Annotated in this window: 27 protein-coding genes; 1 reads left to right on the forward strand and 26 read right to left on the reverse strand. The window is 52.6% G+C overall.

Annotated elements, in window-relative coordinates; genetic code table 11:
• Positions 1-116 precede the first annotated feature (116 nt).
• The 16 genes from I2D94_RS15495 to I2D94_RS15570 all read right to left on the reverse strand — a co-directional run bounded on the left by I2D94_RS15495 (position 117) and on the right by I2D94_RS15570 (position 14067).
• Positions 117-293 (reverse strand): hypothetical protein, encoded by a 177-nt coding sequence (locus tag I2D94_RS15495; RefSeq protein WP_159432822.1) that lies wholly within the window; start codon positions 291-293, stop codon positions 117-119.
• A gap of 84 nt (positions 294-377) precedes the next feature.
• Positions 378-674, reverse strand: coding sequence for a FeoB-associated Cys-rich membrane protein (locus tag I2D94_RS15500; RefSeq protein ID WP_195397571.1), 297 nt, complete (start codon positions 672-674; stop codon positions 378-380).
• Between the two features lie 28 nt (positions 675-702).
• Positions 703-2874 carry a ferrous iron transport protein B gene (gene feoB, locus I2D94_RS15505; RefSeq protein ID WP_195397572.1) on the reverse strand — a complete coding sequence of 724 codons (2172 nt, stop codon included), beginning with the start codon at positions 2872-2874 and terminating at the stop codon, positions 703-705.
• A 66-nt stretch (positions 2875-2940) separates the two neighbouring features.
• Positions 2941-3162 carry a ferrous iron transport protein A gene (locus tag I2D94_RS15510; RefSeq protein WP_195397573.1) on the reverse strand — a complete coding sequence of 74 codons (222 nt, stop codon included), beginning with the start codon at positions 3160-3162 and terminating at the stop codon, positions 2941-2943.
• A 13-nt stretch (positions 3163-3175) separates the two neighbouring features.
• Entirely contained in the window at positions 3176-3385 is a 210-nt protein-coding gene (locus I2D94_RS15515) for a FeoA family protein (protein WP_195397574.1), read from the reverse strand.
• 267 nt (positions 3386-3652) lie between these two features.
• Positions 3653-4318 carry an HAD family hydrolase gene (locus I2D94_RS15520; protein ID WP_072685396.1) on the reverse strand — a complete coding sequence of 222 codons (666 nt, stop codon included), beginning with the start codon at positions 4316-4318 and terminating at the stop codon, positions 3653-3655.
• Complete coding sequence (locus I2D94_RS15525) at positions 4302-5063, reverse strand: DUF975 family protein (RefSeq protein WP_072685395.1); 762 nt, start codon at positions 5061-5063, stop codon at positions 4302-4304. The genes I2D94_RS15520 and I2D94_RS15525 overlap by 17 nt, the downstream gene beginning before the upstream one ends.
• A 130-nt stretch (positions 5064-5193) precedes the next feature.
• Positions 5194-6015 carry a twin-arginine translocase subunit TatC gene (tatC, locus tag I2D94_RS15530; RefSeq protein ID WP_195397575.1) on the reverse strand — a complete coding sequence of 274 codons (822 nt, stop codon included), beginning with the start codon at positions 6013-6015 and terminating at the stop codon, positions 5194-5196.
• A gap of 5 nt (positions 6016-6020) precedes the next feature.
• A complete protein-coding gene (gene tatA / locus I2D94_RS15535; protein WP_195397576.1) occupies positions 6021-6194 on the reverse strand; it encodes a twin-arginine translocase TatA/TatE family subunit in 174 nt (57 codons plus the stop codon).
• Positions 6195-6223: 29 nt separating this feature from the next.
• A complete protein-coding gene (locus tag I2D94_RS15540; protein WP_195397577.1) occupies positions 6224-6715 on the reverse strand; it encodes a twin-arginine translocase TatA/TatE family subunit in 492 nt (163 codons plus the stop codon).
• Positions 6716-6815: 100 nt separating this feature from the next.
• A complete protein-coding gene (locus I2D94_RS15545; protein WP_072685391.1) occupies positions 6816-8141 on the reverse strand; it encodes a helix-turn-helix transcriptional regulator in 1326 nt (441 codons plus the stop codon).
• A gap of 102 nt (positions 8142-8243) precedes the next feature.
• Complete coding sequence (gene tuf, locus I2D94_RS15550; RefSeq protein WP_195397578.1) at positions 8244-9428, reverse strand: elongation factor Tu; 1185 nt, start codon at positions 9426-9428, stop codon at positions 8244-8246.
• Positions 9429-9506: 78 nt separating this feature from the next.
• Complete coding sequence (fusA, locus tag I2D94_RS15555) at positions 9507-11585, reverse strand: elongation factor G (RefSeq protein ID WP_072685389.1); 2079 nt, start codon at positions 11583-11585, stop codon at positions 9507-9509.
• 39 nt (positions 11586-11624) lie between these two features.
• The gene (rpsG, locus tag I2D94_RS15560; protein ID WP_006058545.1) at positions 11625-12095 is read right to left on the reverse strand and encodes a 30S ribosomal protein S7; all 471 of its coding nucleotides are present in this window, start codon (positions 12093-12095) and stop codon (positions 11625-11627) included.
• Between the two features lie 14 nt (positions 12096-12109).
• Positions 12110-12529 (reverse strand): 30S ribosomal protein S12, encoded by a 420-nt coding sequence (rpsL, locus tag I2D94_RS15565; protein ID WP_039864122.1) that lies wholly within the window; start codon positions 12527-12529, stop codon positions 12110-12112.
• Between the two features lie 515 nt (positions 12530-13044).
• Positions 13045-14067: a MerR family transcriptional regulator gene (locus I2D94_RS15570; protein ID WP_195397579.1), complete on the reverse strand. Its 1023-nt coding sequence runs from the start codon at positions 14065-14067 to the stop codon at positions 13045-13047.
• A gap of 216 nt (positions 14068-14283) precedes the next feature.
• Here I2D94_RS15570 and I2D94_RS15575 point away from each other — a divergent pair, with 216 nt between their 5' ends.
• A complete protein-coding gene (locus tag I2D94_RS15575; protein WP_072685387.1) occupies positions 14284-15732 on the forward strand; it encodes an FAD-dependent oxidoreductase in 1449 nt (482 codons plus the stop codon).
• A gap of 301 nt (positions 15733-16033) precedes the next feature.
• Here the strand turns inward: I2D94_RS15575 and I2D94_RS15580 are convergent, their stop codons facing one another.
• From I2D94_RS15580 to I2D94_RS15625, 10 genes are all read right to left on the reverse strand, one after another.
• The gene (locus I2D94_RS15580; RefSeq protein WP_072685386.1) at positions 16034-16432 is read right to left on the reverse strand and encodes a metal-dependent transcriptional regulator; all 399 of its coding nucleotides are present in this window, start codon (positions 16430-16432) and stop codon (positions 16034-16036) included.
• Between the two features lie 363 nt (positions 16433-16795).
• On the reverse strand, positions 16796-18790 hold the full coding sequence (feoB, locus tag I2D94_RS15585; RefSeq protein WP_072685385.1) for a ferrous iron transport protein B: 1995 nt from the start codon (positions 18788-18790) through the stop codon (positions 16796-16798).
• Positions 18790-19017, reverse strand: a complete 228-nt coding sequence (locus I2D94_RS15590; protein WP_072685384.1) for a ferrous iron transport protein A — start codon at positions 19015-19017, stop codon at positions 18790-18792. Before I2D94_RS15590 ends, feoB (I2D94_RS15585) begins: the two co-directional genes overlap by 1 nt.
• A 436-nt stretch (positions 19018-19453) precedes the next feature.
• Positions 19454-20470: an HD domain-containing protein gene (locus tag I2D94_RS15595; RefSeq protein WP_072685383.1), complete on the reverse strand. Its 1017-nt coding sequence runs from the start codon at positions 20468-20470 to the stop codon at positions 19454-19456.
• Positions 20467-21321 (reverse strand): DMT family transporter, encoded by an 855-nt coding sequence (locus I2D94_RS15600; protein WP_072685382.1) that lies wholly within the window; start codon positions 21319-21321, stop codon positions 20467-20469. Before I2D94_RS15600 ends, I2D94_RS15595 begins: the two co-directional genes overlap by 4 nt.
• Complete coding sequence (locus I2D94_RS15605; protein WP_072685381.1) at positions 21318-22025, reverse strand: YaaA family protein; 708 nt, start codon at positions 22023-22025, stop codon at positions 21318-21320. Before I2D94_RS15605 ends, I2D94_RS15600 begins: the two co-directional genes overlap by 4 nt.
• On the reverse strand, positions 22022-22369 hold the full coding sequence (locus I2D94_RS15610; protein WP_072685380.1) for an arsenate reductase family protein: 348 nt from the start codon (positions 22367-22369) through the stop codon (positions 22022-22024). The genes I2D94_RS15605 and I2D94_RS15610 overlap by 4 nt, the downstream gene beginning before the upstream one ends.
• 79 nt (positions 22370-22448) lie before the next feature.
• On the reverse strand, positions 22449-24224 hold the full coding sequence (locus I2D94_RS15615) for a flavocytochrome c (RefSeq protein ID WP_072685379.1): 1776 nt from the start codon (positions 24222-24224) through the stop codon (positions 22449-22451).
• Entirely contained in the window at positions 24221-24973 is a 753-nt protein-coding gene (locus I2D94_RS15620) for a response regulator (protein ID WP_072685378.1), read from the reverse strand. The genes I2D94_RS15615 and I2D94_RS15620 overlap by 4 nt, the downstream gene beginning before the upstream one ends.
• Positions 24970-26688 (reverse strand): sensor histidine kinase, encoded by a 1719-nt coding sequence (locus I2D94_RS15625; RefSeq protein ID WP_229056914.1) that lies wholly within the window; start codon positions 26686-26688, stop codon positions 24970-24972. Before I2D94_RS15625 ends, I2D94_RS15620 begins: the two co-directional genes overlap by 4 nt.
• Positions 26689-26916: the final 228 nt, after the last annotated feature.

The raw sequence follows: 26916 nt of genomic DNA on the forward strand, positions 1-26916 counted from the left end.
TTATATCGGAGGGTATTTGTTTTTTTAACACTTTAAGCTCTGGCACCACGCGCATAGCACGTGGTATCCACTTCGTAAACGAATCCCGTTTGTCACAGGCGACAGACGGGATTTTCTTATTGATCGCAACGCGGGTGATCCTTGCGGTAATCGCACAATGCCGATTTCATCCGGCAGCTGCCCGCTTGATAGCTGGCGCAGGCCGCACAGCCCCGGTTCTTTTTGGAGCGCAGCCGGATCAGGCAGTAGGCCGTCCAGCCTCCGATGATCAATATTACAAGCAACGTCGCCATTGTTCATCCCCGCCTTTCTTTTTTTTATTATATCAGGATTTTAACAGGGCATGAATGGAAATGACCGGAAGGTTGGACGCTGAGCTATCGTTTTCCAATTTCGCAGCCGTGCTCTGACGCTGAATCGCCGCCGGAAAATGAGCCAGGGTATTGCGGTGATTGCCCCGAAGGATGATCGTGCCGGTAAGCGCTGAGCAGCGGGTTCTGCGGCCCTTCACTGTGACAGATTCCCGTCATGCCGCAGCCCGCGCAGCCGCCTGCGCAGGCGGAGCCTTCTTGACGATGTTGCCGCCGCAGACTGCGGATCGCCAACAGGCAGGCGTCGATCACGATCAACAATACAACGCCTTCGCCAAAATAACTTTGAATAGCAGCGAGCATTCGTTCTCCTTTCCGCCGATTCCGGCTTTTAAATTTTTGTGGTTTCCTTCAGATCGACTTCCAGTGTCCGACTTTCTTTATATGGCCGGATTAACAGATAAACTAAAGCCGCAAGCAGGACAATCGCGATCCCAGTAAACACGGTAAACGGCGTTTCGCCTGTGATCAGGCCGCCGATCTGGTAGACGATCATGGCGGCGGCGTAAGCAAAACCACACATGTAGCCAATCGCCCCAAGCGTCCATTTCGGATTGTTCATCTCCCGTTTGATCGCACCCATCGCCGCGAAGCATGGCGCGCACAACAGGTTGAAAATCATGAAGCTGTACGCCGAGAGGGCTGTGAAATCCGCCGCGATCAGCGTCCAAATCTCATTGCCCGCTTCGCTCAGTTCCCCGCTGTAATGGTAAAGGACACCGAAGGTATTGACAACTTCTTCCTTGGCGATCAGGCCGGTTACCGTTGCCACTGTTGCTTTCCACGCCATATCGCCGATCCAGCCCAGCGGATAGAAAATCCAGGATACCGCATTGCCGATCAGCGCCAGCAGCGAGCTGTTGTTATCTTCAACCGCCTGGAAGACGCCGTCCACAAAGCCGTAGCCCTGTAAGAACCACAAGACAATCGAGCTTAACAGAATGATCGTGCCGGCCCGCTTGATAAACGACCAGCCGCGTTCCCACGTTCCCCGCAGCACATTGGATGCCGAGGGTATATGGTAGGCCGGCAGTTCCATGACAAACGGCGCCGGATCACCCGCAAACATCTTAAACTTCTTCAGGATAATCCCGCTCACAATCACCGCGGCCACACCGATGAAATACGCTGATGCCGCAACTGCGGCGGAATTGTTGAACAGCGCCCCGGCAAACAGACCGATGATCGGCATTTTCGCACCGCAGGGAATGAAACCGGTTGTCATGATCGTCATTTTCCGGTCGCGATCCTGTTCGATCGTCCGCGAAGCCATAATTCCCGGCACGCCGCAGCCGGTCGCCACCAACATCGGGATAAAACTCTTGCCGCTTAAACCGAACCGGCGGAAGATCCGGTCCATAATGAACGCGATTCGCGCCATGTAGCCGATATCTTCAAGAATGCAAAGCAGGAAGAACAACACGAGCATCTGCGGCACGAAGCCCAAGACCGCGCCGACCCCCGCGACAATTCCGTCCTGAATCAGACTGGCGAGCCAGCCGCCGACGCCCATCATCTGTAAGAAAGCGTCGACTGTGCCCGGCACCCACTCACCGAACAACACGTCGTTGGCCCAGTCTGTGCCCAGCGTGCCGATCGAGATTGACCAGCCGCCCATCGAAATCGCGTAGACCAGCGCCATGACGAGAATGAAAATCGGCAGCGCCAGCCAGCGGTTGGTCACGATCGTGTCGATTTTATCAGAAACCGACATCCGGGATTGATTTTTCTTTGTATAACATGTACGAATGATCGAACTGATATCATTATATCGTTCGTTAGTGATGATGCTTTCCGCGTCGTCATCCAGCTCGTCTTCCGCTTTTTGAATCAGCGCTTCGACATCTGGGACGCCGCTTATCATCGCCGCAATTTTATCGTCGCGCTCAAACAGCTTGATCGCGTAGAAACGCCGCATCGCCGAAGGGACTTCTGCGGGCAGCTGGGAGAGGATCGCGTCGAGCACCTGTTCCACTTTCGGACTAAAGCGATGCACTGGCGGCAAGACTTGCCCTTGCTTCGCCAATTTGACGGCCAGCGCTGCGGCTTCCTGAATACCTGTTTGTTTCAGCGCCGAAATCGTGACGACTTCGCATCCCAGTGCCCTGGCGAGCAGCTGCGTGTTGATCTGATCGCCGTTCTTGTTGACGACGTCGATCATATTGATGGCAACGACGACCGGAATGCCCAGCTCCAGCAGCTGTGTGGTTAAGTACAGATTGCGTTCCAGATTCGTGCCGTCGACAATGTTCAGAATCGCTTCCGGACGTTCGTGAATCAGATAATTCCGGGCGACGACTTCTTCCAGCGTATATGGGGAAAGGGAATAAATCCCCGGAAGATCGGTGATCGTGACTTCCTTTCGATCCTTCAGCCTGCCTTCCTTCTTTTCGACCGTGACGCCCGGCCAGTTGCCCACAAATTGATTGGAACCCGTCAGAGCGTTGAAAAGTGTTGTTTTTCCGCTGTTCGGATTGCCGGCCAGCGCAATTTTAACTGCCATGTTCTATCCCTCCTAAAAATTAGCTTAAGCTAACTATATACCCCAAAAAGACAGGCCCCCCGGCCTTTAATCCACTTCGATCATCTGGGCGTCGACTTTGCGCAGCGATAATTCATAACCGCGGACGTTGATCTCCACCGGATCGCCCAGCGGCGCAACCTTGCGCACATAGACTTCGACACCCTTCGTAATGCCCATGTCCATGATTCGGCGCTTAACCGCGCCTTCGCCATGAAGCTTCTTGACGGAAACGGTGTCTCCGACCCGGATATCCTTTAACGTTTTCATTCTATCCCTCCTTTTATATCATGATCTTATTGGCCATTTCCTTACTGATGGCCACACGGCACCCCTTCACCTTGACGATGACGTTGCCCTGGTTCTGCGAAACGAGCATGACCTCGCTGCCTTCGGTAAAACCGAGTGAATTTAAGAAACGCCGAACTTCTTCCTTCCCGCCGATTCGTTTTACAGCGTTGATCTGTCCAGCCTGTGCGAATGTTAACGGCATCAACCTCCCCCCTCCTTGAAGTAAAAAGATCAGTTTAATTAGCTTTAGCTAACTTACAGGTTATATGTTATCTTAGACTAACAATTATGTCAATCTTTTTTTGAAGGATTTTCCTTTTTTCTGAGCATTCAGCTTGACAAATGCTTTTTACTTCATGGCCTGAGCTGTGGTTTTGCTCTTTAGCTTTCCCAAAAAAGAAAAAGGCCAGGTTCCAGCCTTGATTCCTGTATTCCGAATCCGCTTTCCCCCGCCTGTTTTATTCATCTCCTACAACAGATCGAGCAATTCCTCAATCCGGTAAATCCGCGGCAAATCCGCCTGACACTGCTGTCCCGGATTCGCAAAAATCCAGATCGGCTGCATGCCTGCCCGGTAAGCCCCGATAATGTCGGTGAAGAACGTATCGCCGACAAACGCGATTTCTTCCGGCGGCAGCTCCAGCTGGCGCGCGCCTTCCAAAAAGATTTCCACATCCGGTTTGTGCGCTTTGAATTCTCCGGAAATGACGATCACTTCAAACAGATCCGCCAGGCCGCACAATTCCAGCTTACGCCGCTGCATCCGTGAATTCCCGTTGGTCACAATCCCAACCTTATATTTTTTCTTCAGCTGTTCCACCACGGAACGAGCCTGCGGAAAAACTACCGTATAATCGCCGAAGGTTTCATACCAGTCCTTGCACAATGCGTCGACCTGTTCCTGGCTTAAGCCGTATTCCTTTGCCAGCATCGAGTACATGTGGATTTTCTCGATCGAGCCATATTCGTCCCAGGTCAGCAGCTTCTGAACGACGTTTTCCCGCTCCACCGGCTCTTCCCGCAGCTGCGGAAACAGTGCGTCGACCAACTTCCTGATCTTGGCGTCCGCCGCCGCCTGCCGGTCGATCAGCGTATTATCCAAATCAAACAAAATTCCTTTAATCCCAGTCCTCATGCGTTCCTCCATAATATTGATTTCTGACTTCCAAATAGCACTCTGCATCCGTCTGATTGACGTATGGACGAATGAAATAAGTGCCGATATTGAATGTCACCGCCCCTAATAAATACCATAAAAAGAAGGAAAGATCCAGCACAAACAAATCCAGTTTGATTCCCTGCGTCATTTCCTGGGAAAGCGCCAGAATCTGCTGCGGATCAAGATCCGGTTCATCCTCAGTCAAATACGGCACAAACCGATAGCTGTATGATTTCACAATCCCCGGAATGACGAACAACAGTGAATACAAAGATACGATCAGATCCCGCCAGAATCCGGTCAGCGCTACCCGTTTCAATTCTTCCCATTGATTGAAGCAGCGAAACACATCGTTGGCGTTTTCCTCATCCGTGGACGCTTTTTTCATATAATTCATCAAACCGAAGCTCAGCGGATTCAGTACGATCAGCCGGATCAGCACCGCAACTGCCGCCGACAACAGCGTATACATCAAAACCAGCGGACCAAACAGCCCCATTAAGGAACTCAATCCAACAAACGTCTTGCCAAACAGCGTGATCGTCATGGCATCCAGCCATTGCGTCGTCGGCCCGCTGAAGTTGAAGTTGATCGAAAAGATCTTGAAATTTCCAACGCCATTCCCCAGCCAGTACAAAAACAAACACGCCACAAACAGTTTTAAATACTTTCGGCTCAATACCGCCTTGGCCCGGCTTTTTAATTCTGCGCGTACAAACATAATAATCTCCCCCATTCCAATTTCATTTTACACGAAGACTGTGAAAAATCCCAGAAAGAAAGCAGACAACTGTTCAATAGAGAACAAAAAAAGATCAGGATCGCTCCTGACCTGGTTTGAGAATCCATGCTTATGACTGTTTCGGCTCATCCTTAGCCTTTGCTTTTTCCTCTTCTTCGTCTTCCTCTTCGTCCTCATTGCCGGCAATTTTGCGTTTGCGGAAAACCCGGCACAGCCAGATGCTCAGCTGATACAGCAGCAGCATCGGCAGGGCGATCATGATCTGCGAGACAACGTCCGGCGGCGTAATGATCGCGGCGACAATGAAGATCACAACGATTACCACCGAGCGGCCTTTGACCATCCATTCCGGCCGCATCAGCCCCAGCTGAGTCAGAATTACCGTCGCAACCGGCATTTCAAACACCGTGCCGAAGGTGATAAAGATCGTCATGATGAAGCTGAGATAACTTTCAATCGAAATCGACGCGATGATCGACGCCGACGCGTTGACATGAATGAAGAAATACAACATAAACGGCAGCGCGATCTTATACGCGAACCCCGCGCCGAGAATGAAGAAAAACAAACCGGCTACCATCGCGAAGAAGAACACGAAGTTTTCCTTCCGTTCCAGCCCCGGACGGATAAACGCCCAGATTTCATACAGAATCACCGGTGAACCGAGGCAGATGGCGCCGATCAGCGCGACCTTGATATACTGCATGAACAGCGCCTGCGGCGAAAGGTAAACGAACTGATAGCCCAGCTCGGTCCCCTGTTGGGTCAACAGGTTGACAATCGGCCCCGCGTAGTTGAAACAGATCAGTAAGCCAGCGAACAGAACTGCGATCACAACCAGGATCCGGTTGCGCAGTTCTTTCAGATGACCGGTCAGCGACATGACCGCTTCATCATTCTCTTGTTCCTGTTTCTGTTTATGCTTCGCCATACTGCTTATTCTTCGTCGTCAGACTTGTCGGAATCCTTATTATCGGACATGCCTTCCTTGAAGTTCTTGATCGTCTTGCCAAACATCTTGCTTAACTTCGGCAGCTGCTTTGGTCCGAAGACGATGATGACGATGACTAAGATGACTAATAATTCCGTAGTTCCCAATTTTCCAAGCATAATTTTTCCCTCCTGATTTTATTGATCAATTACGCGTTATGCGAGCGGCGGCCTGCGGTTTTCGCTGCTGGGCGCTGACGGCGCGGTGCTTTGCGGCCCGTATATGCCTCCGCTAACGTCGGCTTTTCTTCAGCCGAAACTTCCGGCTGTGTTTCCGCTTCTGTCTTTGCTTTTGCAGCGGCGGTTTCCATCACTTCCTCTTCGATGACCTCCGGCTTGGCCTCTTCCTTCTTCGCCGGCTTGCCAATCGTCTTGAATGACTTCGTCACATCGTCGATCGACTTGTTGACGTCTTCCTTCAGCGACACGATCGGTTCGATCGCTTCCTTTAACGGCGCGCTCGCTTCATCGAGCGGTTCGACGATATTCTCGCGGATGTCCTTGGACAGATCGCCCGTCACTTTCTTGACTTCTTTCAGCGACGCCCCCAGCTTTTTAGCATAGATCGGAAGCTTCTCCGGTCCTAAGACCACCAGCGCGATCACACAGATCACAATGATCTCGGCAATTCCTATCTTCATACCCCGTTTCTCCTTTGTGAGATTATTATAACAAGTCGCCTGAGATTTGTATAGCGTATATTTATATTTTTATCATTTTATTTTTTGATATATTGACCATTCACGCAAGAACACAGACCGCCTTGCAGGCAGGCAGTTTCTTTTGCAGCCAGCTGCAGAGTTTTTCCGCATGATCCAGTTCCTGAGCCGAGCGGCAGATCAGTTCAAATTTCCAGTTTTTCGTAACCCGGGTTCCCAGACGGGCATAGACCTGAGCGATCAATTCCTCAAATTCCTGCCGATCCTGCAGGTCAAGCAGACAGTCCATCCGCAGCTGCAGCGTGACCGGCAGCTGGCGCTGGCGCACGATGTTCATCAGCAGATCGAAGCCATACCACGTCAAAACCCGCTGCTGAGCGAGCATCAGCACATTATCAGGATGATACAGATCGAGATTCAGCTCCAATGTTGACGATTTCATTGCCGGACACTCGCGCAGCCACAGATACTGCTGATACAGACGGGTATCCGTCTTCACATAGTCCAGCTGACATTGCTGCGCCGCGACATAACGCAGTCCTTCTTCCACAGGCAGAACCACTTCATCCGGACAGCGCCCCTGCGTCCACTGACTTTTCCACTGACTTGGCGTCATCTGAAACTCCTGCTGGAAATTGCGGTAAAAATACTTGGAATCGGAAAAGCCGCACGCCTTGCAGATACCGGCGTTGCTTTCCGGTGTAAACAACAGCTGCCGCTCCGCCTCCCGCAGCCGGCAGCGGCTGACGCACTCCAGAAACGTCATATGTTCATTCTGTTTCCACAGCTGGGCAAAATAGCTCTTCTGCATTTTCTCCGCATCCGCAGCCTGCTGCAGCGTCAGCTTCGCTTGCAGATGCGTTACAATATAATCAATGATCCGGTAATACCGTACGAATTTATCTTCACTGACCGCCCGGAACTGCCGGTTAACTTCGTTCTGCACATTATATTCCATAACCAGCGTCAGGCCCAGCTTTTCTTCCATCAGCGGCCGCTGAGCCACTTTTTCTTCCTGATTGAACAACGCGTAGGTTTCCAGGATATCCTTCAGAAAAATACAATCGCGGTAAACCAGCGATACCTCGCGGGTTTGATCGGGATCGACTAACGAATCCACCAGCTGAAGACGCTCGGCATAGGGATAGCTGACCTGCGGCAGCAGCGCCGTTTCAATCTCCACACACAATGCCGTGCAGCCTTCGCGCGATGTCATGGCCCACACTTCCCCGGCATTGACAAAAAAAACATCCCCGGCGTTCATTTCACTCAGCCGGCTGAACCGCTTCACCTGGGCCTGACCCTCCAGAAGGGCGACAACACTCAAAGCGGAGTCGGAATAACGCAGCGCCGTCTGATGAAAGCGCAGAACTTGAGAGGTAATGTAATCATGTCGGAATGGTTTCATGCGATTTTCTCCTGTTTTTTATTATAGCATTCCCCCTGTCCAAACGCAAAAAAGAGATCCGCAGAGGATCTCTTTTCAGAATTTTTTAACGATGACCGAAACTTATTTAATGATTTCGATAACGTTTCCGGAACCGACGGTACGGCCGCCTTCACGGATAGAGAACTTTGTTCCCTGTTCAACAGCGATCGGAGCGATCAGTTCAACCGTCATTTCAACGTTGTCGCCCGGCATGCACATTTCAACGCCTTCCGGCAGTTTGATAACGCCTGTAACGTCCGTTGTACGGAAGTAGAACTGAGGACGGTAGTTGGAAACGAACGGTGTATGACGTCCGCCTTCTTCCTTCGTCAGAACGTAAACCTGAGCCTTGAATTCCGTGTGCGGATGAACGCTTCCCGGCTTCGCCAGGACCTGTCCACGCTGTACTTCATCACGGTTAACGCCACGCAGCAGCGCACCGATGTTATCGCCTGCTTCAGCGAAGTCCAGCAGTTTACGGAACATTTCGATACCGGTAACAACGGTCTTCTTGGAATCATGGATACCGACGATTTCAACTTCTTCGCCCAGCTTCAAGATACCACGTTCAACACGGCCTGTCGCAACAGTACCACGGCCTGTGATGGTGAAGACGTCTTCGACAGCCATCAGGAACGGCTTGTCAGCGTCACGTGCCGGAGTCGGGATGTAGCTGTCAACAGCATCCATCAGTTCGTCGATCTTGCCTTCCCAAGCCGGATCGCCTTCCAGAGCCTTTAATGCGGAACCGCGGATAACCGGAGCGTTTTCGCCGTCAAAGCCATATTCGCTCAGCAGTTCGCGAACTTCCATTTCAACCAGGTCGATCAGTTCTTCATCGTCGACCATGTCGCACTTGTTCAGGAATACAACGATTGCAGGAACGCCTACCTGGCGAGCCAGCAGGATGTGTTCACGTGTCTGAGGCATCGGTCCGTCAGTTGCCGCAACAACCAGGATCGCGCCGTCCATCTGAGCTGCACCAGTGATCATGTTCTTGATGTAGTCAGCGTGGCCCGGGCAGTCAACGTGAGCGTAGTGGCGAGTAGCCGTCTGGTATTCAACGTGAGCTGTGTTGATTGTAATACCGCGCTGCTTCTCTTCCGGTGCACCGTCGATCTGGTCGTAAGCTTTCGCTTCCGCCATACCGTTCTTTGCCAGGTGGTTTGTAATAGCGGCTGTCAGTGTAGTTTTACCATGGTCAACGTGACCGATGGTACCGATATTGACATGCTCTTTAGATCTGTCAAATTTTGCTTTTGCCATTTTGCAAATTCCTCCTAATTTTCCATTCAATTAGCCAAGTCTATTTTAAGATAAACGTCCGAAGAAATCAAGGTCAGATTACTCAGCGGAAGCGTTTTTCTTGGCGATTTTTTCAGCAATGCTCTTCGGAACTTCTGAATAGTGGTCCATCTGCATTACATAGTTGCCGCGGCCCTGGGTAAACGAACGCAGATCCGTGGAATAACCGAACATTTCAGACAGCGGTACGAAAGCGCGGACAACGATTGCGTTGGCACGTTCTTCCTGATCGCGGATCTGACCGCGGCGCTTGGTGATGTCGCCCATCACGCTGCCGAGGTATTCGTTTGGCGCTGTGACTTCAACCGACATGATCGGTTCCAGCAGCACCGGCTTACATTTCTTAGCCGCTTCTTTCAAGGCCATCGAAGCCGCAATCTTAAACGCCATTTCAGACGAGTCGACTTCATGGTAGGAACCGTCGAACAGCGTAGCCTTGATATCGACAACCGGATAGCCTGCGACTAAACCGTTGTTCAGCGCTGCCTCCAGGCCTTCCTGAGTCGGCTTGATGTATTCGCGCGGAACGGTGCCGCCGACAACAGCGTCGATAAATTCGAAGCCCTTGCCTTCTTCGTTGGGTTCAAATTTGATCCAGACGTGGCCATACTGACCGCGACCGCCGGACTGACGGACAAACTTGCCTTCGCACTCGGCCGCCTGGCGAATCGTTTCACGATAAGCAACCTGCGGCGCGCCGACGTTGCATTCAACCTTAAATTCACGGCGCATCCGATCGACGATGATGTCCAGATGCAATTCGCCCATACCGGCGATGATCGTCTGGCCTGTTTCTTCATCCGTGTACGTCTTGAACGTCGGGTCTTCTTCCGCCAGCTTCGCTAACGCCAGGCCCATCTTATCGGAGTCCGCTTTGGTCTTCGGCTCAACGGACATCTGGATAACCGGTTCCGGGAAGACCATCGATTCAAGGATGATCGGGGCTTTTTCATCGCACAGCGTATCGCCGGTCGTCGTGGCCTTTAAGCCGACCGCCGCCGCAATATCACCGGCGAAGACTTCCGTGATTTCCGCACGGTGATTCGCGTGCATCTGAACGATACGGCCGAAACGTTCGCGCGTATCCTTCGTCGCATTCAGGACGTAAGAGCCTGCCGTTGCCGTTCCGGAGTAAACGCGGAAGTAAGTCAGACGGCCGACAAACGGGTCGGTCATGACCTTGAACGCCAGCGCCGCAAACGGTTCGCTGTCGTTGGCATGACGGGCTTCCTGCGTGCCGTCTTCCAGGTGACCCTGGATGGACGGGATATCCAGCGGGGACGGCAGGTAGTCGATAACAGCATCCAGCATCAGCTGTACGCCTTTGTTCTTATAAGCGGAACCGCACAGAACCGGGAAGAATTCCGACGAGCAGACGCCCTTACGGATCGCCGCTTTGATTTCAGGAATCGTTGGCTCTTCGCCTTCCAATACCTTCATCATCAGTTCATCATCGTAATCGGCTGCTTTTTCGATCAGCTCCGCCCGCAGCTGCTGCGCCTGTTCCAGCATATCCGCCGGGATTTCCTTGACTTCCATCTTGGTTCCCAGATCGTCAGCGTAGAAGATCGCATTCATTTCCAGCAGGTCGATGATGCCGCGGAATGTGTTTTCCGCGCCGATCGGCAGCTGGATCGCCGCCGCTTTCGCGCCTAAGCGATCGCCGATGCTGCGCACCGACATCATGAAGTCTGCGCCGGTCGCATCCATTTTATTACAGAAAACGATCCGCGGAACTTTATAGGTCGACGCCTGACGCCAGACAGTTTCCGTCTGCGGCTCAACGCCGGCTTTGGCATCCAGAACGGTAACCGCGCCGTCTAAGACACGCAGGGAACGTTCAACTTCAACCGTGAAGTCGACGTGACCCGGAGTATCAATGATATTGATGCGGTGGCCTTTCCAGGAAGCGGTTGTGGCCGCAGAAGTGATCGTGATGCCACGTTCCTGTTCCTGCGCCATCCAGTCCATCTGAGAGGCGCCGTCATGGGTTTCTCCCAGTTTATGAGTTTTTCCGGTGTAATAAAGGATACGTTCCGTTGTGGTGGTCTTGCCAGCATCAATGTGAGCCATGATTCCGATATTACGGGTATTTTCTAGCGAAAATTCACGAGCCATAAATTTCTCCTTTCGTAACTCTGCAGATTCTGCAGCCGCTTACCAGCGGTAATGAGCGAAAGCCTTGTTGGCTTCGGCCATCTTGTGGGTATCTTCCTTCTTCTTGACGGAAGCCCCGGTGCCGTTGGCCGCATCCATGATTTCCGCAGCCAGACGCTGTTCCATGGTTTTTTCATGGCGCAGACGGCTGTAATTAACCAGCCAGCGCAGACCCAGCGTCAGTCTTCTTTCAGAAGAAACTTCGATTGGGACCTGGTAGTTGGCGCCGCCGACACGGCGAACCTTCAGTTCCAGCAGCGGCATGATGTTGGACAGAGCCTGTTCAAAGACTTCCATCGGCTGACGTCCGGTCTTCGCTTCGACGATATCGAAAGCGTTGTACAGGATATCCTGAGCGACGTTCTTCTTGCCATCCAGCATCAGCTTGTTGATTAAGCGAGTGACCAGTTTCGAATTGTAAATTGGATCGACCAATACATCTCTCTTCGCAATATAACCTTTTCTTGGCATGTGTTATTCCCTCCTTATTTCTTAGCTTTCGGCTTCTTTGCCCCGTACAGAGAACGGCTCTGATTCCGGTTGGCAACGCCGGCGCAGTCCAGAGTTCCGCGGATGATGTGGTAACGGACACCTGGGAGGTCCTTAACACGGCCGCCGCGGATCAGAACAACACTGTGCTCCTGCAGGTTGTGACCGATTCCTGGGATATAAGCTGTAACTTCCATTCCGTTGCTCAGACGAACACGCGCGTATTTACGCAGCGCCGAGTTCGGCTTTTTCGGTGTCATGGTACCGACACGGGTGCAGACGCCTCTCTTCTGTGGAGATGCGATGGTGGTGGCCTGACGCTGCAGGCTGTTGTAACCTCTGTTTAAAGCCGGGGACTTCGATTTCCAAACCTTGTTCTCACGGCCCTTGCGGACTAACTGATTAATCGTTGGCATGGTTTTTCTCCTTTCGATCTTTTCAAGCACACACTTCCAAGCGTGCCATTCCTTGGCATAAATATAAGTTTCCACGCAGGAAACCCTTATTCGTAGCTAAGCGAGGTTAATTCTAGCGGATATTCAATGAATTGTCAACGAGAAAAGAACAACCTTTTTAGAAATTTCGCATTTCTTTTCCGGTTTCCCGCGCAATCCACTGTTTCAGGCGTTGCATTTTGCGGTTTTCTTCGTTTTCCAGCTCTTTTTGTATACCCTGAATCCCCTCTTTTATACTTTGATAGACACGAATTCCAGAAGATTCCCAATTATTTCCCAGTCTTTAACCCCCCCCCAGAGCCTCAAACATTTCTTTGTTTGCGTTGTTCTGCGTTCGTTGTTTTCCTTGCCGGTCTAAGCGATTGAAAGTTATTATTCCAATCGTTCTTTTTGCTTATCAAAAATCGCTGCGCCGCGGTCTTCGGCCAAGACGAGGTTACTCTTTCGCATACTTTTCCCATCGCAAAGCAAACTGCTTAATATAGCGAAGGCTTCAGCCACTCCCGCAGCTGTTCGACCGGGCAGGAAGAAAACAGGCTGCAGCTGAAGGTATAGACCAGAAACAAATCGGAGTCCAGACCTTGCCCTATTTGAAATTTTCCATGCAGCGTTGTCGTCAGGCGTTCGATTAACGGCAGCGACTTCGGATTTTTCCGGACATTTTCCAGAATCGTTTCCAACCGCTGCATGCACAGCGTGAAACGATCGCTGAACTCCATCATCAATCCCAGCAGCGCGCTTTGATAAAATTCCAGAGTCGGACGCAGAATCAGCTCATACAGCAGCAGCCAGACCGCCTGCAGATGTTCGTCTTCACTTAAAAGCTGACACTGGTTTAACAGCTCTGCTTCAAAGGGTTCCAGCGAATCCCCCTGCGACAGCCGCAGAAACAACGCGTACTGTGCTTCTGTCGACCGCTGAATCTGCTGCGCGCTCAGATGATAAATCAACTGCTGCAGGACGGTCAGATTTTCTTTAAACTGCACCTTCAGTTCAGAAGAAATCCGATCCCACAAAAATTGCCGGTAGGGATCAACCTCGATATCCAGAAACGGCGCTAATAATAAAATTGCGATCATCCGCGCGTCGGAAACCACCCCCAGCGAATCCGCCAGGCGATTTTTGGGCAGCTCGTCAAAGTGCTGACGCGGCAGTTTCAAAAGAAGCTCCGGCGTCGCGTTGCAGGGAATGCTCTCCAGAAGATAACGGATCACTTCCAGCTGGGCCGCCATTTCATTGATTTTCTGCTTTTGTTGATAAACATGGCGATGCAGGAAAAAATTTAACGAAATGGGATACCGGAACGCTTCATGGATCACTTCGATCGGCAGTCCCAGCCGGCGCAGCCGCTGAATAATCTTGAGCGTTTTCAGATCAACTTCACTTAAATCATAATAACCATTTTCATTTTTGGCCGGACAGACCAGTCCTTCCTGAATGTAAAAATGCACTGCCTTGCGGCTTAATCCCGTTTTCTTGCAGGCTTCATGAACGCGCATGAAAAATCACCTCAGTCAAAGCATACCCGTACAGGACAGTTTTTTCAAGGAATAATGTGAAAATAATAATTAAATGTTCAGAAATGAGGACAAGTTGCGGAAATAAGCGAAAAAAAGACAGTAAAAATCCGGCTTGACTGTCCCGGTGACGGATGTTGTATTCTAAAAATCAGAAAGAAAGACTCATCATAACATGAGTTAAAAGAGGAAAAAGAAATGCGAATGAAGAAGTTCTTCCTGCCCCTTCTGGCAGCGCTCCTGTTCGCAGGATGCAGCGCAGCGCCAGAAGCGCAGACCCCAACTGTAAAATTTGATGCGGAAGTCGACTACCTGATCATCGGCGGCGGCGCGGCAGGCATTGCCAGCGCGGTTGAAGCTGCGGATCAGGGCGTTGAAAACATCATGATCGTTGAAAAAACCGGAATGCTGGGCGGCGCGGCCGTTTACTCCGGCGGAATCTTCGGCGGCGTGGAAACGGAAGTCACCAAAGCGCTGGATCTGCACGTGAATGTTGAGGATGTGATTGCGGAGCAGCAGCGGGAAAAGCACTACATTCTGGATGAAGAATTAACCCGGCTAACGATTGAAAGCGCCGGCAAAACGATCGACTGGATGATCAATACGCTGGGCGTTCCGTTTCAGCCGGAGGTCATCGTTAAAGACGGTTACGGTACGTTCCCGACCATCCATCTGGTCGAAGGCGAAGGTTCCGGCTTGCGCGAACCGTTTGAAAAAGCTGTTGCGGATCGTTCCATCGACGTGCGGCTGAATACGGAAGCCAAAGCCTTAATCATGGAGGAAGGCCGTGTCATCGGCGCGGAATGTGTGAACGAAAACGGCGAAACAATCCGGATTAAAGCCAGGGCGACGCTCATGGCTACCGGCGGATACAGCGCCAACGGGGATTTGATGGCTGCCGTGGCCGAGCAGAACCGCTATTTTCAGACGTCGAATTTAGCTTATCAGACCGGCGATGGTCTGGTGATGGCTGCTGCGGTGGGCGCAGGCGTTCAGAATCTTGATCAGATTCAGGTCTATCTGCGCGAGGTTGAAAACCGTACGAGCCAGTTCCCATATATGTTTACGATCTTTGTCGGTCAGGATGGCCGCCGCTTTATGGATGAGAAAAGAACGGCGCAGACCTGGAATCAGGAAATCAAAGATGACGTCGTTGATCTGTATGGAAGAACCGGCGTCGATTATTTCTGGAGTCTTGCCGACGAAGCATCGCTGGAAATGATGCAGATCGCAGACGCGGCTAAGGATCATGAAGGCGTCGTCGTTGCGGATACGCTGGATGAGCTGGCGCAGAAAACCGGAATCGACGCGGAAACGTTAAAAGCCACCGTTGATCGCTGGAACTCCTTTGCGGCAAAGATGGAAGATGAAGATTATGGCCGCACCGCGCAGTTCTGGTTCCCGATCTCAACGGGCCCGTACTATGCGTTAAAGACGACGTTCTTCTCCAGCGTTTGTCATGGCGGGATCACGAAAAACAGCAGCGCTCAGGTTACGCGGATTGACGGCAGCGTCATTGACGGCTTGTATGCCGCGGGTGAAGTGACCACCGTGACCAATTCCAACGGTTATACCATTTCCAACGCGATCACGTTTGGAAGAATCGCGGCTCAGCATGTCGCTTCTTCAATCCAGGAAGTGAAATAAGCTTCCCTGCACCGCTGTTCTATAAGAATCAGCGAAACAGACGCATCGCAATCTCAGTGATTGCGGATGTTTCATCGAAAAACGTCGTTCTATTATCAGAAACGACGTTTTTTGTTTTTACCTTCAACGATCCAAAACAAAAGGACCGCAGAAAAGGATCGGACACATGCCTGCTCTGTCATCGGCAATGTTCGCGCAATCCCGGCTGAATTTGACCTCCCGAATGTTTTGCGGCGGCCTTTTTGCGGCGACCGATCTTGCGCGGCACCATCAGAAAAGCGGCCTTCGCCGCTTTCGTGAATTACTTGTTTTTCTGTGCGTTGCGTTCCAGCGCCTCAGTCAGGAAGATCCGCAGTTTGTCCATGGTTTCATCGCTGACACAATGTTCCATATGACAGGCATCTTCCTCCGCTGTCGGTTCGTCGACTTCCAGCACTTCCGTCAGAAATCGTTTAAACAAAATGTGCCGGCTGTAAACTTTTTCGGCATATTGGCGGCCGGATTCGGTCAGGTGGATCGTACCGTAAATTTCCTGATGAATGTAGCCGGCATCCTTCAGGACGCCCATCGCCTTATTGACGCTGGGCTTGCTGACGTGAAGCATGGCGGCGATGTCGCTCATTCTGACGCTCGGGTTGCGCTGTTCCAGAATCAATATGCTTTCCAGATAATTCTCTGATGATTCATTAATTCGTTCCATAATGATCCTGCCCTCGCTTTCTGCTTTTTATTATAACAAATCCTTTGAATCAGAACAACTAAACCGCTTTCTTTCTTCGCAAATTCCAAGCTTGAATCCCAAACTGAACCGGCAGCCCCAGCCTTTGCTCGCGCGGGTACAGCGTCGGCCAGACGGACAGGTTAAACTGCGTCCGGCGGTCTCAGATCCTGAACCCCCCACAATATCAGCTGTAAGCAGCCCGCAGTGCATTCTGCGTCGTGCTTATTTTTCTTATGATGGAAACAGAACGTTTTCATCAGGCTATTCCCCCTCGCAAAAAGGAATCCGAATCGGATTCCTCAGCCCTTTTTTGAGATTGTCTTGGCAGCAGAAATTATCGACTTATATAAATAAGGAAACGACATGGTACACGACAAAGGAAACGCAATAGGCCACGCTGATTTGAAAGCCCATCGACTTGAGCGTATATTTCCAGCTGCCCGCCTCCGAGTGAATCGCTGAAATGGCCGCGACGCATGGCGCGTAAAGCAGCACAAACGTCATGAACGCGATCGCCGAGGCCGGCGTGAAGACGCGGGTCAAAACGCCTGAAAGCTGCGAAACATTGCCGACGTTGTACATGACCGCCATCGACGAGACGACGCTCTCCTTCGCGATCAGCCCGGAAATCAGCGCGATCGCCGACTGCCAGTGGCCAAAGCCCAGCGGGATCAGCAGCGGCGCGATCAACCGGCCGATCGTCCCCAGAATACTCGAAGTCGGATCCGCCACCATCTGCAGTGTGAAGCTGAAATTGGTCAGCACCCACAGCAGCACCGTCATCGAGAAGATGATCGTTCCGGCTTTGATCAGGAACCCCTTGGCCTTCTGCCACATGTGGATCATCGTGACCTGAAACGACGGAATCCGATACGGCGGCAGCTCTAAAATAAATGTGGATTCATTCTCTTTAAACACCGTATGGCGAAGCAGGAAGCCGCAGCCAATCGCAACCAGAATGCCCAGCACATACATGCTGAAGATCGCCACGCCGGAATGTTCCGGAAAGAAAATCCCGGCAAACAGGGCATAGACCGGCAGCTTCGCGCCGCAGGACATAAACGGAATCAACAGGATCGTCATCTTGCGGTCCTGTTCATGTTCCAGCACCCGCGAAGCCATGACGGCCGGCACTGTACAGCCAAACCCCATCAGCATCGGAATGAACGCCTTGCCATTCAGACCGATCTTGCGCAGCATCCCATCCATCAGAAACGCCGCCCGGGACATATAACCGCTGTCTTCCAGCACTGACAGAAATAAGAACAGAAGCATGATCTGCGGCATGAACGACAGCACGCTGCCCACCCCGCCGATCACCGTGTTGACCAGATCCAGCGCCCACGGCGCCACGGCCATCGAAGTCAGCGCCACTAACAGATTTGCTGCGAGCACGTCGTTGATCAACGTTTCAACCCAGCCCTTCAGCCCTTCGCCGATCGGGCCGAAGGTCACGATGAACATTAAAAATAAGATCAGAAAGAAAACCGGAATCCCCAAATACTTGTTGGTGACGATCATGTCGATGCGGTCGGAAACCGACGTCTCGCTGTCGCTCTTTTTTACGCATTGCTTCATCATCGCTTCGATCAATGCGTAGCGCATGTCTGCGACCGCCATGTCGATTTCCCGTTGTCCCCGCTGAGCGCAGAATTGCTTCTGCAGCGACTCCAGTTCGTTCAGCTGCGCTTTGGACATCCGCAGATCGCGGACGATCACCTCGTCGTTTTCCAGCATTTTCATCGCATAGAACTTGTCGTGGACATGATCGTGCCGGCAGGCTTCGCGGATCACGCTGATCTGTTTCAGGATCGCTTCTGTCGCCGGATCGTAGTCCAATACCGAGCTGTGTGTGTTGTGAACCAGCTCATGAATCAGTTCTTCCATGCCGCTGCCGTTTTTCGCGCTGATTGCGACAACCGGCGTATCTAACAGCGCTGCCAGTTTTTTCAAATCTATCGTTATGCCTTTGCCCTTCAGCTCGTCAAGCATGTTCACCGCGATGACCATCGGGATGCCCAGCTCCTTCAGCTGTAAGCTCAGGTACAGGTTGCGCTCGATGTTGGTGCCGTCAACGATGTTTAAAATCAAATCCGGATGTTCGTCCATGATGAAATCACGCGCGACGATTTCCTCCATGCTGTAAACGGACATCGAATAAATTCCCGGCAGATCGACCAGCGTGATTTCATGCTCCTCAATCTGAAAGGAACCTTCTTTTTTCTCAATCGTAACGCCCGGCCAGTTGCCGACATGCTGCCTGGAACCGGTCAGCCGGTTAAACAGCGTCGTTTTTCCGGAATTCGGATTGCCTGCGAGGGCGACTTTAAAATTCATTAACCGACCCTCCTGACTTCTATCGTTTTCGCCTCGTCTTTGCGCAGCGATAATTCATAACCGCGGCAGCGAATCTCAATCGGATCGCCCAGCGGCGCTACTTTTCTGATAAACAGGACAGTGCCTGTGGTAATTCCCATATCGATCAAACGTTTGCGGATCGCCCGTTCCCCGCTGACGCCGAGAACCTCCGCTTTTTCGCCGACCTGACAATCAAATAAGGTCATGCCATTCCTTCTTTCTAACTGTTCCAGTACAATTTTAGCATGGTCCCCAGCCATGTCAACGCATTTAGTTAAGATTAACTAACTTTATTAGCGTAAGGCAACTTCAGTGTTGTAAGTTGCCCGCAGGCAAGGGGGAAGCAAAAGTAAAAGAAGCTCTCTGCCGCCAGCGAAAGAGAGCTAAGATTTTGATCATCCTGATTGATTTTCCTGGGGGAAATTGTTAGGCAATACAGGGGGTGAGGATGATCAATAAGAGGAGGCTGCGGAATTTTCACCTTTCCTTTGAAAGTGAAAATCCGGGACCGCAGCGAACTTGATACACATGCAGGAAAGAGGAGATTTTAGCTGCATTTAAGTTAGTATTATCTAACTTATGATTAAATGTTACCACAGGATAACTGTTCTGTCAACAAAAAAGGCAGATTTTTTTCTGCCGTTATTTTTCGTTGGAAATTTCTTTCAGCCAGATCGTTTGATCCTGATGCAGAAACGCTTCGATCTCCGCCTTATAAAACGGATCAAGCTTGCTTAACCGCCCCTGATTCAGCACCAGCGGATCGATCCAGCGCCGCTTCGCTTTGACCTGCAGCCAACCTTCCTTTTGCCCCGGTACGACCGCCCGGCGCAGCTGATGCAGCTGGCAATAGGCGTCCCATGCCTTACAGCTTTGATCCTCTTGTTTCAGCCTGGCAATGACCTGCGGTTCACTCGTCATCAAGTCCTCCAGCGACAACACGCGGCGATGCAGTGCAGACCGGATTAAATCCGCCAGCCGCTGCATGGCATAGCGATCCTCATCCGCGACATAAATCCAGGAATTGATCAAAGCCAGCCGAGCGAATTCCCGTGCCCGCCTGAAGGAGCGAAACACCAGCTCCGGCTGACCGTGTTCATCATGAGCGGCGATCAGATCCGCATAGATCGCCCGCAGCCGATCCAAAGGATAGGCTTGAAACGCCAGCGCGTTGCCCAGCGTATATTCCAGCCGGTCTGCCGACAGCTGCGGCGAATCGTTATCCGCAATCGGATAGTGATGATAATCGCACACCTGTTCCGTACTCAGTCCGGCGCGAGTTAACAGCCGCTGCAATTCCGGCGACTGTTCAATCACCCGGCGCGTCGGCCCTTCCGTCGATTCCTGCGTCAGATGATCCTCGTTGAGGAAGTCGATCACATGCGCGAACACCGGCGTGCTGATATCATGAAGCAGCGCCGCGATTGTCTGAGCCCGATCCTGCGTGAAATGCCAGACGATCAACGCGGTTCCAACGCTGTGTTCATAACGGAAATAGGGTTTCGTCAGATGGCGATAGATCGGGTACCGGGTATATTCCAGCCCGCAGTTCATGCCAATGTCTTTCAGCCGCTTCATTGCGGGGATTTCCATCCACGGACGCAGCCATTGTGGAAAAGAACTGATATACACGGGATAAAGCGCACCTTCTTTAATCATCCGCCGACCTTCTGATTATGCCGGTACAACAGCACCGCAACGGCGATGATCAGTGCGTAGCCGACAAACGACAGCGCGTCCGGGATCTGACCAAAAACAATCCAGCCCAGGATTGCCGAGAAGACGACCTGGGAATAATCGAACACTGAAATTTCCTTGGCCGGGGCATAGCTGTATGCCGCCGTCACGCTGAACTGGGCGCAGGCCGCGGCCACCCCCGCTAACAACAGCGAGATCAGCTGAAACAGCGTCATCGGCGCGAAGCTGAACACCAGATACGGCAGCGTCACCAGACAGGAAAAAGCGGAAAAGAAGAAGACGATCAGCGGTCCGCGCTCGCCGCGCTGACTTAAACCGCGCACACAGGTATACGCACTGCCGGCGGCCATCGCTCCCGCAAAACCGACTAACGACGGCACGATCTGTTCGATCCGCAAGCCCGGTTTAATGATAAACAGACTGCCGACAAACGCCGCCACAACGCTCAGCTTCTGCACGTTATCGGCTTTTTCCTTCAGGAACAGCGCCGAAAAGATGATCACAAAAAACGGCGAAAGCTTGCTTAACATCGACGCGTCGGACATCACCAGATGATCGACCGCATAAAAATTGCACAGAATGCCGATCGTACCGAGCGTCGAGCGCAGGATCAGCAGCGGCAGATTCTTTTTCTGGAATCCAAACCCCTGATGACTGCGGATCAAGATCGCCGCCGCAACCCCGGCCGCCACCAGATTGCGGAAAAAGCTTTTCTGAATCGACGGCAGATCGCCGGATAATTTGACGAACAAATTCATGACCGCGAAGAAAAATGCGGACAATAAAATAAACTGAACCCCTTTGTTTTTCATTCCTGTTCCCCCTCTGCAAACACCCAGACCTCCGCTGTGGAAAGCTCCCTCTGGTAACGATAGCCCGCCACGTCCAGCGAACGCACGTCCGCGCGCCGCGTGATCCGCTGATCGACGATCTGACGCGCCATCCTGCCGCGCAGCTTCTTCGCTTCCATCGACGGCGCCTTCCGGCCGTTCTTCACAAACTGTACCGTCACCGCATCGGAAACATCGACCATCCGGGCGTACTCCTGCGACGCCAGAATCAGCACCTCCTCGCCGTCTAATGCCTGCCTTAAAAGCGGCTTCCACAAGGTTAACGGTGTCAGCGTGCCGGCTTTATCGACCGGATCCAGCCGGTACGGCCGAATGAAATCCAGCGGTCTTAACAAGCCGTAATACGCGGATAAAATCCGCAGGTGTTCCTCGCAATAGCGCCAGTCCTCCGCGCTCAAGGTTTCTGCCTGGAAATTGCGGAATGCTTCCCCATGAAAAGCGGCCAGCGCGGCGGCCGCCGGCTGCGGCTGATTCATCCGCGCTCTGTTTTCCAGCGCTGCTTTTTCCGAAAGCTTAAACTGCTTTTGCCATTGATCGACGGTCAGTTTTTTCAGTTCCTCATGAAGCAGCTCTGTCGTTTCCATGTACTGCGGAGTCTGCCCGGCAGGCACATCCGGCAGCGGCTGCCTGCGGAAGGTTTTGGCTGGCGATAACAGAATCTTCATATTAACGCGGCGTAGGCCTCGGCCTGATAGCCGACTAACACCTTGTCTTCCTTAATTAACAGCGGACGTTTCACAAGCATCCCGTCGCTGGCCAACAGCGCAATCATCTCATGTTCGCTCATTTGCGGCAGTTTTTCCTTCAGCTGCAGCGACTGATACAGCCGGCCGGACGTATTGAAGAATTTCTTTACCGGCAGGTGGCTGAGCGCGATCCACCGTTCCAGTTCTTCCGCGGTCGGATTTTCCCGGGAAATATCCCGTTCTTCAAACGACAGCCCCAGCTGATTCAGATGTTTCTTCGCTTTCATGCATGTACTGCATTTCGGGTAGCATAAAAATATCATGGATTTCCTCCTGTATCCTTCATTCAAATCAATGTCTTTATTGTAGCGGAAAGCCGGGTTGATTTTCAATGCTAACGATCTATTTCATCGCCAGCGCGCTGCGGGCTGCGATCCGGCCGAATGTCACGGTATCGGGAATTGAACAGGAGCCCAAACGGTTTGCGCCGTGGATCCCGCCCGTCACTTCCCCAGCCGCATACAGACCCGGAATCGGGTGGCCTTCGGTATCAAGGACGCGGGCTTCGGTGTCAATCTGCACACCGCCCATCGTGTGATGGACGGACACGACGGCGGAGAACATCATATACGGACCTTCCCCTAACGGCTGCAGCTGATCGGTCCGGCCGAAATCCGGATCCTGACCGGCTGCGGCGTATTGATTGTAGCGATCCACCGTCGCTTGCAGCGTCTTAACCGGAATGTCGAAGAACGCCGCGCATTCTTCCAGCGTCCCCATCGCCAACACGCCCTGGTCATAACAGCGCTGCACCTCCGCTTCAATCGTTTCATCCAGCTGCATCTCGTCGACAACCGACTGTTCGATCAGTTCGTAGATCATCGCACCGGTCTGGTTCAGCGCAGCTTCGGATAAATTATCGCGCGTTTCCTTTTCGTCGACAAACCGCTGCCCTTCCTTATTGACTAACAGCGCGTTGGCGGTCAGGCGGGCGTAATCAAGAAAATAATAGTTGCCGGTAGCCGGATTGTTGACCGGATAGAGCTGAATGTATTCCATCCCCACCAGATTCGCGCCGATCGCTTCCGCCATCCGCAGCCCGTCCCCAGTGATTGCCGGGGAGTTGGTCGTCGGGATGCTCGCGTCGAGCTTGTTCCAATGCGTGTCATACTGCATCCGCATTTCCACATTCGCGCCGAAGCCGCCGGTCGTCAAAATGACGCCTTTGCGCGCGTAAAAGCGCAGCGGCCGGCCGCCGCGGGTAGCCTCCACGCCGATCACCCGGCCTGTTTCATCCTGCAGGAAACGCTCTACGCGCGTGTTGTACTCCACCTTTACGCCTGACGATTCCGCTTTGCGGATCAACGTTTCCACATACTGCGGACCATCGCCGATGGGCCACAGCGTGCGCGCTACGGTATGCCCGCCATACCACGACTGATGATCGCGGTACTGCACGCCGACGGTATCGCGCAGCCACTCGGCGTTGCTTAAAGCATTGTCTGCCAGAATCCGCACCAGCTCCGGATTGCCGAGATTTTTTCCACCCTTCATTAAATCCTCATAAAACAATTCAGGACTGTCGTTGTCGATGCCCTCCTGAAGCTGCACCCAGTTGCCCGGCGCGGCAAATTCCCCGCCCGACATCCGCGTATTGCCGCCGCCAAAGGACATTTTTTCCACAATGCAAACTTCATCATGGCTTTGCGTCAGCGCTTCGATTGCCGCTGCGAAACCCGCGCCCCCACCGCCGACGATCAGCACGTCGCATGCAATTTCCTGTTCCTCGTTTTCCTCGTCGCTCCAGCCCAGCTGATCCTCGCGGATCCCGGCCTGATCGAGCGCATCCTGCACGGCTTCCAGAAAACCTTTTGACGTGTACGTCGCGCCGCTGACGACTTCGACCTGCAGGGAATTCTTCGACAGAATTTCATCGCTCATCTGCACCATCGCCGTATCGAAGCCCGGGATTTCATTATGCGAGAGAATCTCGATGTGCTGGATCTGGTTGCGGTCGATCATCACATCGACCTTGATCTCGCCCTGCTTCCCCTGACCCGTACCGGTAAATGTCCCGCTGATGCGGCCCTGTTCATCCATCTTCCCCTTTGCGGCTGAGGAGGCAGTGCAACCGGAAAGCGCCAGACACAAGGCCAGCGCGGTCAATGCCCGCTTCATTCAGAATCCCCCTTCGTCACTTCGCCGCGGTATTCTTTGGGCGAAAGACCGGTTTGCTTCTTAAAAATCCGGGAGAAATAAAACTGATCGCTGTACCCGCACCGTCCGGCAATTTCCTTGACCGGCAGTTCCTTTTGGGCTAACAGCTTCTGCGCCAGCTCCATCCGCAGGTCGGTGATCAATTCCACCAGCGTCTTGCCCGTCGCGGTTTTCACAAGCTTGAACAGCGTCGAATGGCTGATCGAAAATTGTTCCTGCAGCTTCTCGGCGTTAAGATCCGGATCGGTAAAGTGTTCATATAAATAACGGATCAGGGACGCCGGCTCCGGCTCGGCCTCCTTTGCCTGGCGGATCAGCTTGCGTTGTTCCATCCGCTGCTGAAAGCGCGCCACGGACTGACGCAGCGCGTCTTCCAGCTCCTCATCCTCCACCGGCTTCAACAAATAGAAATCGACGTGATGCTGGATCGCTTTCTGGGCATAGCTGAAATGATCGTAGCCGGAAAGAATCAGAATCACGCAGTCGGGATCCTGCGCGCGGATTTGTTCGATACACTCCAGCCCGCTCATCAGCGGCATGTTGATATCCAGAACGAGCAGATCGGGCGTCATCTTCTCATAGTATTCCATGACCTGCCGGCCGTTTTCCGCAGCCGCGACCACCTGAATTCCCAGATCCAGCGATTCGATCTGACGGATTAAGCCCTTGCGGATATTTTCTTCATCGTCCCCGACCAAAGCGCGGATCATACCGATTCCTCCTTTCCTTTCACCGGCAGCGTCAGCGTCACGCACGTGCCGACGCCAGGGGTGCTGTCAATGCTCAGACGAGCTTTTTCGCCGTATTCAATCCGGCAGCGGCGCAAGACGTTCTGCAATCCGTAATGGCCTTCCATCTGTTCCTTTTGCAGCGCTTCGCGCAGCGCCGTCAGCGTGGCTTCATCCATCCCTACGCCGTCGTCCCGCACCTGAATTTCCAGCTGATCCCCGATCAAGCGGGCGCTGACCTGTATTGTTCCGCCGTTCTCCTTCGGTTTCAGCCCGTGATTAATTGCGTTTTCCACTAACGGCTGAATCAGGATTTTCAGCATTGGCAAATCGCGTGCGTCCTCCGCCAGCTCCAGCGTGGAATTCAGCTTCTGACCATAGCGGATTTTCTGCATCGTCAAATAGGCCTCGGTATGTTTAAATTCCTGCGCCAGCGTGATTTTTTCCTGACCATTACTTAAAAAGATCCGGAAGTAGGTCGACAGCGAGGTGATCGCTTTGGCCACCTCGTCGGCGCCCTGAGCCTTCGCCATCCACTTGAGATTATCCAGCGTGTTGTAGAGGAAATGCGGTTTGATCTGCGCCTGCAGCACCTTCAGCTCAGCCTGGCGTTTTTCCGCCTGTTCCTGATAAATCCGATCGATCAGCGAAATGATCTCGTCAAGCATCGCGTTGTAGGATTGACCCAGCGAGTCGATTTCATCATGCGTGCCCGGCAGCGTGTAGTAGGCGTCCAGCGTACCTTCCTCGACCTTTTTCATCCGTCCCTGCAGCGAGCGGATCGGCTTGAGCACCCACTGCACTAACGAAGCGCCCATCACGATGTTGATCAACAACAGCACGCAGAACAGAATCAGCACGCCGATTAAAATCTGATGGGTTGAGCGGCCGATCACGGAGTCCTGCACCAGCGTGCAGAATACCCAGTCGTCATATTCCGTAACCGGCGAAACAAACAACGTCGCCTGCTTTCCCCGGGCGTCGCGGACACGGAACTGGTCGGAGCTGGTAATCGAGCGCATATCCAGCTGATCCAACGCGCTGCGGGAAAGAACATTTTCAACGAAATATTCCTCGTCGGTCGTGATCAGATCTTTGTTGCGCGTCATGACCCAGCTGCGGCCTTCGTAGATCTGAACCGGATTGACGATTTCCTTTAAGCGCACTGTCGGGATCGCGGCGCAGATCAGCGCTTCCTTGATCCCCGTGCTGCCTAAAATCGGATAGTAAAACAGCATCACCTGCCGGTGTTCAGGATTGGTCACCGGCAGCGACAGAATAAATTCACGGTCATTCTGATAGGCTTGTTGGTAGTCGGTGTGATCCATCAGGTTTTCCACAGCGCTGGAGTTGATCCAGCAGAAGCCGTTTTTTCCGATATAAGAGAAGGTTTCCATCGTTTCCCCATTCTTCTTGTAAAGCTCGGTGAAGCGGTCGATCAACGGCGTAATCTCGCGCACGTCCATTGAGCTGAATGCCGGAATCGCGGCGATCGTGCGGTATTCCACCGCCATGCGCTTCACCCACATGCTGACCTCGTTAGCCTTTGATTCGACCATCTGGCTGATTGCGAAGCGGGTCTGGGTCATCGTCCGGGGACGCACCGCAAAGCCGATATACGCCCCCAGCGCGGAAAAGACCAGCAGGCTGGCCAGCGAAAAAAAGAAAATGATTTTATGCCGGATGCTGAACTTCATCGCGCTTCCCGTCCCCTTTATTTTCTTTATTTTACCATAAATCGACAGCCGCACGGCAGGAATTGCGTAAACGGGAAGAGCTTTTTGTCTTCATGGAAAGTGATGCATCACTGCTGTTTTTATATCAAAACCACCCGTAAAACGGGTGGTATCCTCTGGCCCTATAAGGGCCTTTTGTTGCACTGGGCCTTCGCCCATTGAGGCTTGACAGCTGCAACACTTTCTCCA

This window comes from Holdemania sp. 1001302B_160321_E10 (assembly GCF_015552275.1).
In the GTDB taxonomy this organism is placed as follows: Bacteria; Bacillota_I; Bacilli_A; order Erysipelotrichales; family Erysipelotrichaceae; genus Holdemania.

Bases quoted from the DNA above. Each gene is read 5' to 3' on its own strand.
- I2D94_RS15525 (WP_072685395.1), bottom strand. From the start codon at position 5,063: ATGTTTGTACGCGCAGAATTAAAAAGCCGGGCCAAGGCGGTATTGAGC.
- feoB (WP_195397572.1), bottom strand. From the start codon at position 2,874: ATGGCAGTTAAAATTGCGCTGGCCGGCAATCCGAACAGCGGAAAAACA.
- tatA (WP_195397576.1), bottom strand. From the start codon at position 6,194: ATGCTTGGAAAATTGGGAACTACGGAATTATTAGTCATCTTAGTCATC.
- tatC (WP_195397575.1), bottom strand. From the start codon at position 6,015: ATGGCGAAGCATAAACAGAAACAGGAACAAGAGAATGATGAAGCGGTC.
- I2D94_RS15515 (WP_195397574.1), bottom strand. From the start codon at position 3,385: ATGCCGTTAACATTCGCACAGGCTGGACAGATCAACGCTGTAAAACGA.
- I2D94_RS15500 (WP_195397571.1), bottom strand. From the start codon at position 674: ATGCTCGCTGCTATTCAAAGTTATTTTGGCGAAGGCGTTGTATTGTTG.
- rpsG (WP_006058545.1), bottom strand. From the start codon at position 12,095: ATGCCAAGAAAAGGTTATATTGCGAAGAGAGATGTATTGGTCGATCCA.
- I2D94_RS15575 (WP_072685387.1), top strand. From the start codon at position 14,284: ATGCGAATGAAGAAGTTCTTCCTGCCCCTTCTGGCAGCGCTCCTGTTC.
- I2D94_RS15580 (WP_072685386.1), bottom strand. From the start codon at position 16,432: ATGGAACGAATTAATGAATCATCAGAGAATTATCTGGAAAGCATATTG.
- I2D94_RS15570 (WP_195397579.1), bottom strand. From the start codon at position 14,067: ATGCGCGTTCATGAAGCCTGCAAGAAAACGGGATTAAGCCGCAAGGCA.
- I2D94_RS15510 (WP_195397573.1), bottom strand. From the start codon at position 3,162: ATGAAAACGTTAAAGGATATCCGGGTCGGAGACACCGTTTCCGTCAAG.
- tuf (WP_195397578.1), bottom strand. From the start codon at position 9,428: ATGGCAAAAGCAAAATTTGACAGATCTAAAGAGCATGTCAATATCGGT.
- I2D94_RS15595 (WP_072685383.1), bottom strand. From the start codon at position 20,470: ATGATTAAAGAAGGTGCGCTTTATCCCGTGTATATCAGTTCTTTTCCA.
- I2D94_RS15590 (WP_072685384.1), bottom strand. From the start codon at position 19,017: ATGACCTTATTTGATTGTCAGGTCGGCGAAAAAGCGGAGGTTCTCGGC.
- I2D94_RS15520 (WP_072685396.1), bottom strand. From the start codon at position 4,318: ATGAGGACTGGGATTAAAGGAATTTTGTTTGATTTGGATAATACGCTG.
- I2D94_RS15620 (WP_072685378.1), bottom strand. From the start codon at position 24,973: ATGATCCGCGCTTTGGTCGGGGACGATGAAGAAAATATCCGCAAGGGC.
- I2D94_RS15545 (WP_072685391.1), bottom strand. From the start codon at position 8,141: ATGAAACCATTCCGACATGATTACATTACCTCTCAAGTTCTGCGCTTT.
- fusA (WP_072685389.1), bottom strand. From the start codon at position 11,585: ATGGCTCGTGAATTTTCGCTAGAAAATACCCGTAATATCGGAATCATG.
- I2D94_RS15495 (WP_159432822.1), bottom strand. From the start codon at position 293: ATGGCGACGTTGCTTGTAATATTGATCATCGGAGGCTGGACGGCCTAC.
- I2D94_RS15605 (WP_072685381.1), bottom strand. From the start codon at position 22,025: ATGAAGATTCTGTTATCGCCAGCCAAAACCTTCCGCAGGCAGCCGCTG.
- I2D94_RS15540 (WP_195397577.1), bottom strand. From the start codon at position 6,715: ATGAAGATAGGAATTGCCGAGATCATTGTGATCTGTGTGATCGCGCTG.
- rpsL (WP_039864122.1), bottom strand. From the start codon at position 12,529: ATGCCAACGATTAATCAGTTAGTCCGCAAGGGCCGTGAGAACAAGGTT.
- I2D94_RS15615 (WP_072685379.1), bottom strand. From the start codon at position 24,224: ATGAAGCGGGCATTGACCGCGCTGGCCTTGTGTCTGGCGCTTTCCGGT.
- feoB (WP_072685385.1), bottom strand. From the start codon at position 18,790: ATGAATTTTAAAGTCGCCCTCGCAGGCAATCCGAATTCCGGAAAAACG.
- I2D94_RS15610 (WP_072685380.1), bottom strand. From the start codon at position 22,369: ATGATATTTTTATGCTACCCGAAATGCAGTACATGCATGAAAGCGAAG.
- I2D94_RS15625 (WP_229056914.1), bottom strand. From the start codon at position 26,688: ATGAAGTTCAGCATCCGGCATAAAATCATTTTCTTTTTTTCGCTGGCC.
- I2D94_RS15600 (WP_072685382.1), bottom strand. From the start codon at position 21,321: ATGAAAAACAAAGGGGTTCAGTTTATTTTATTGTCCGCATTTTTCTTC.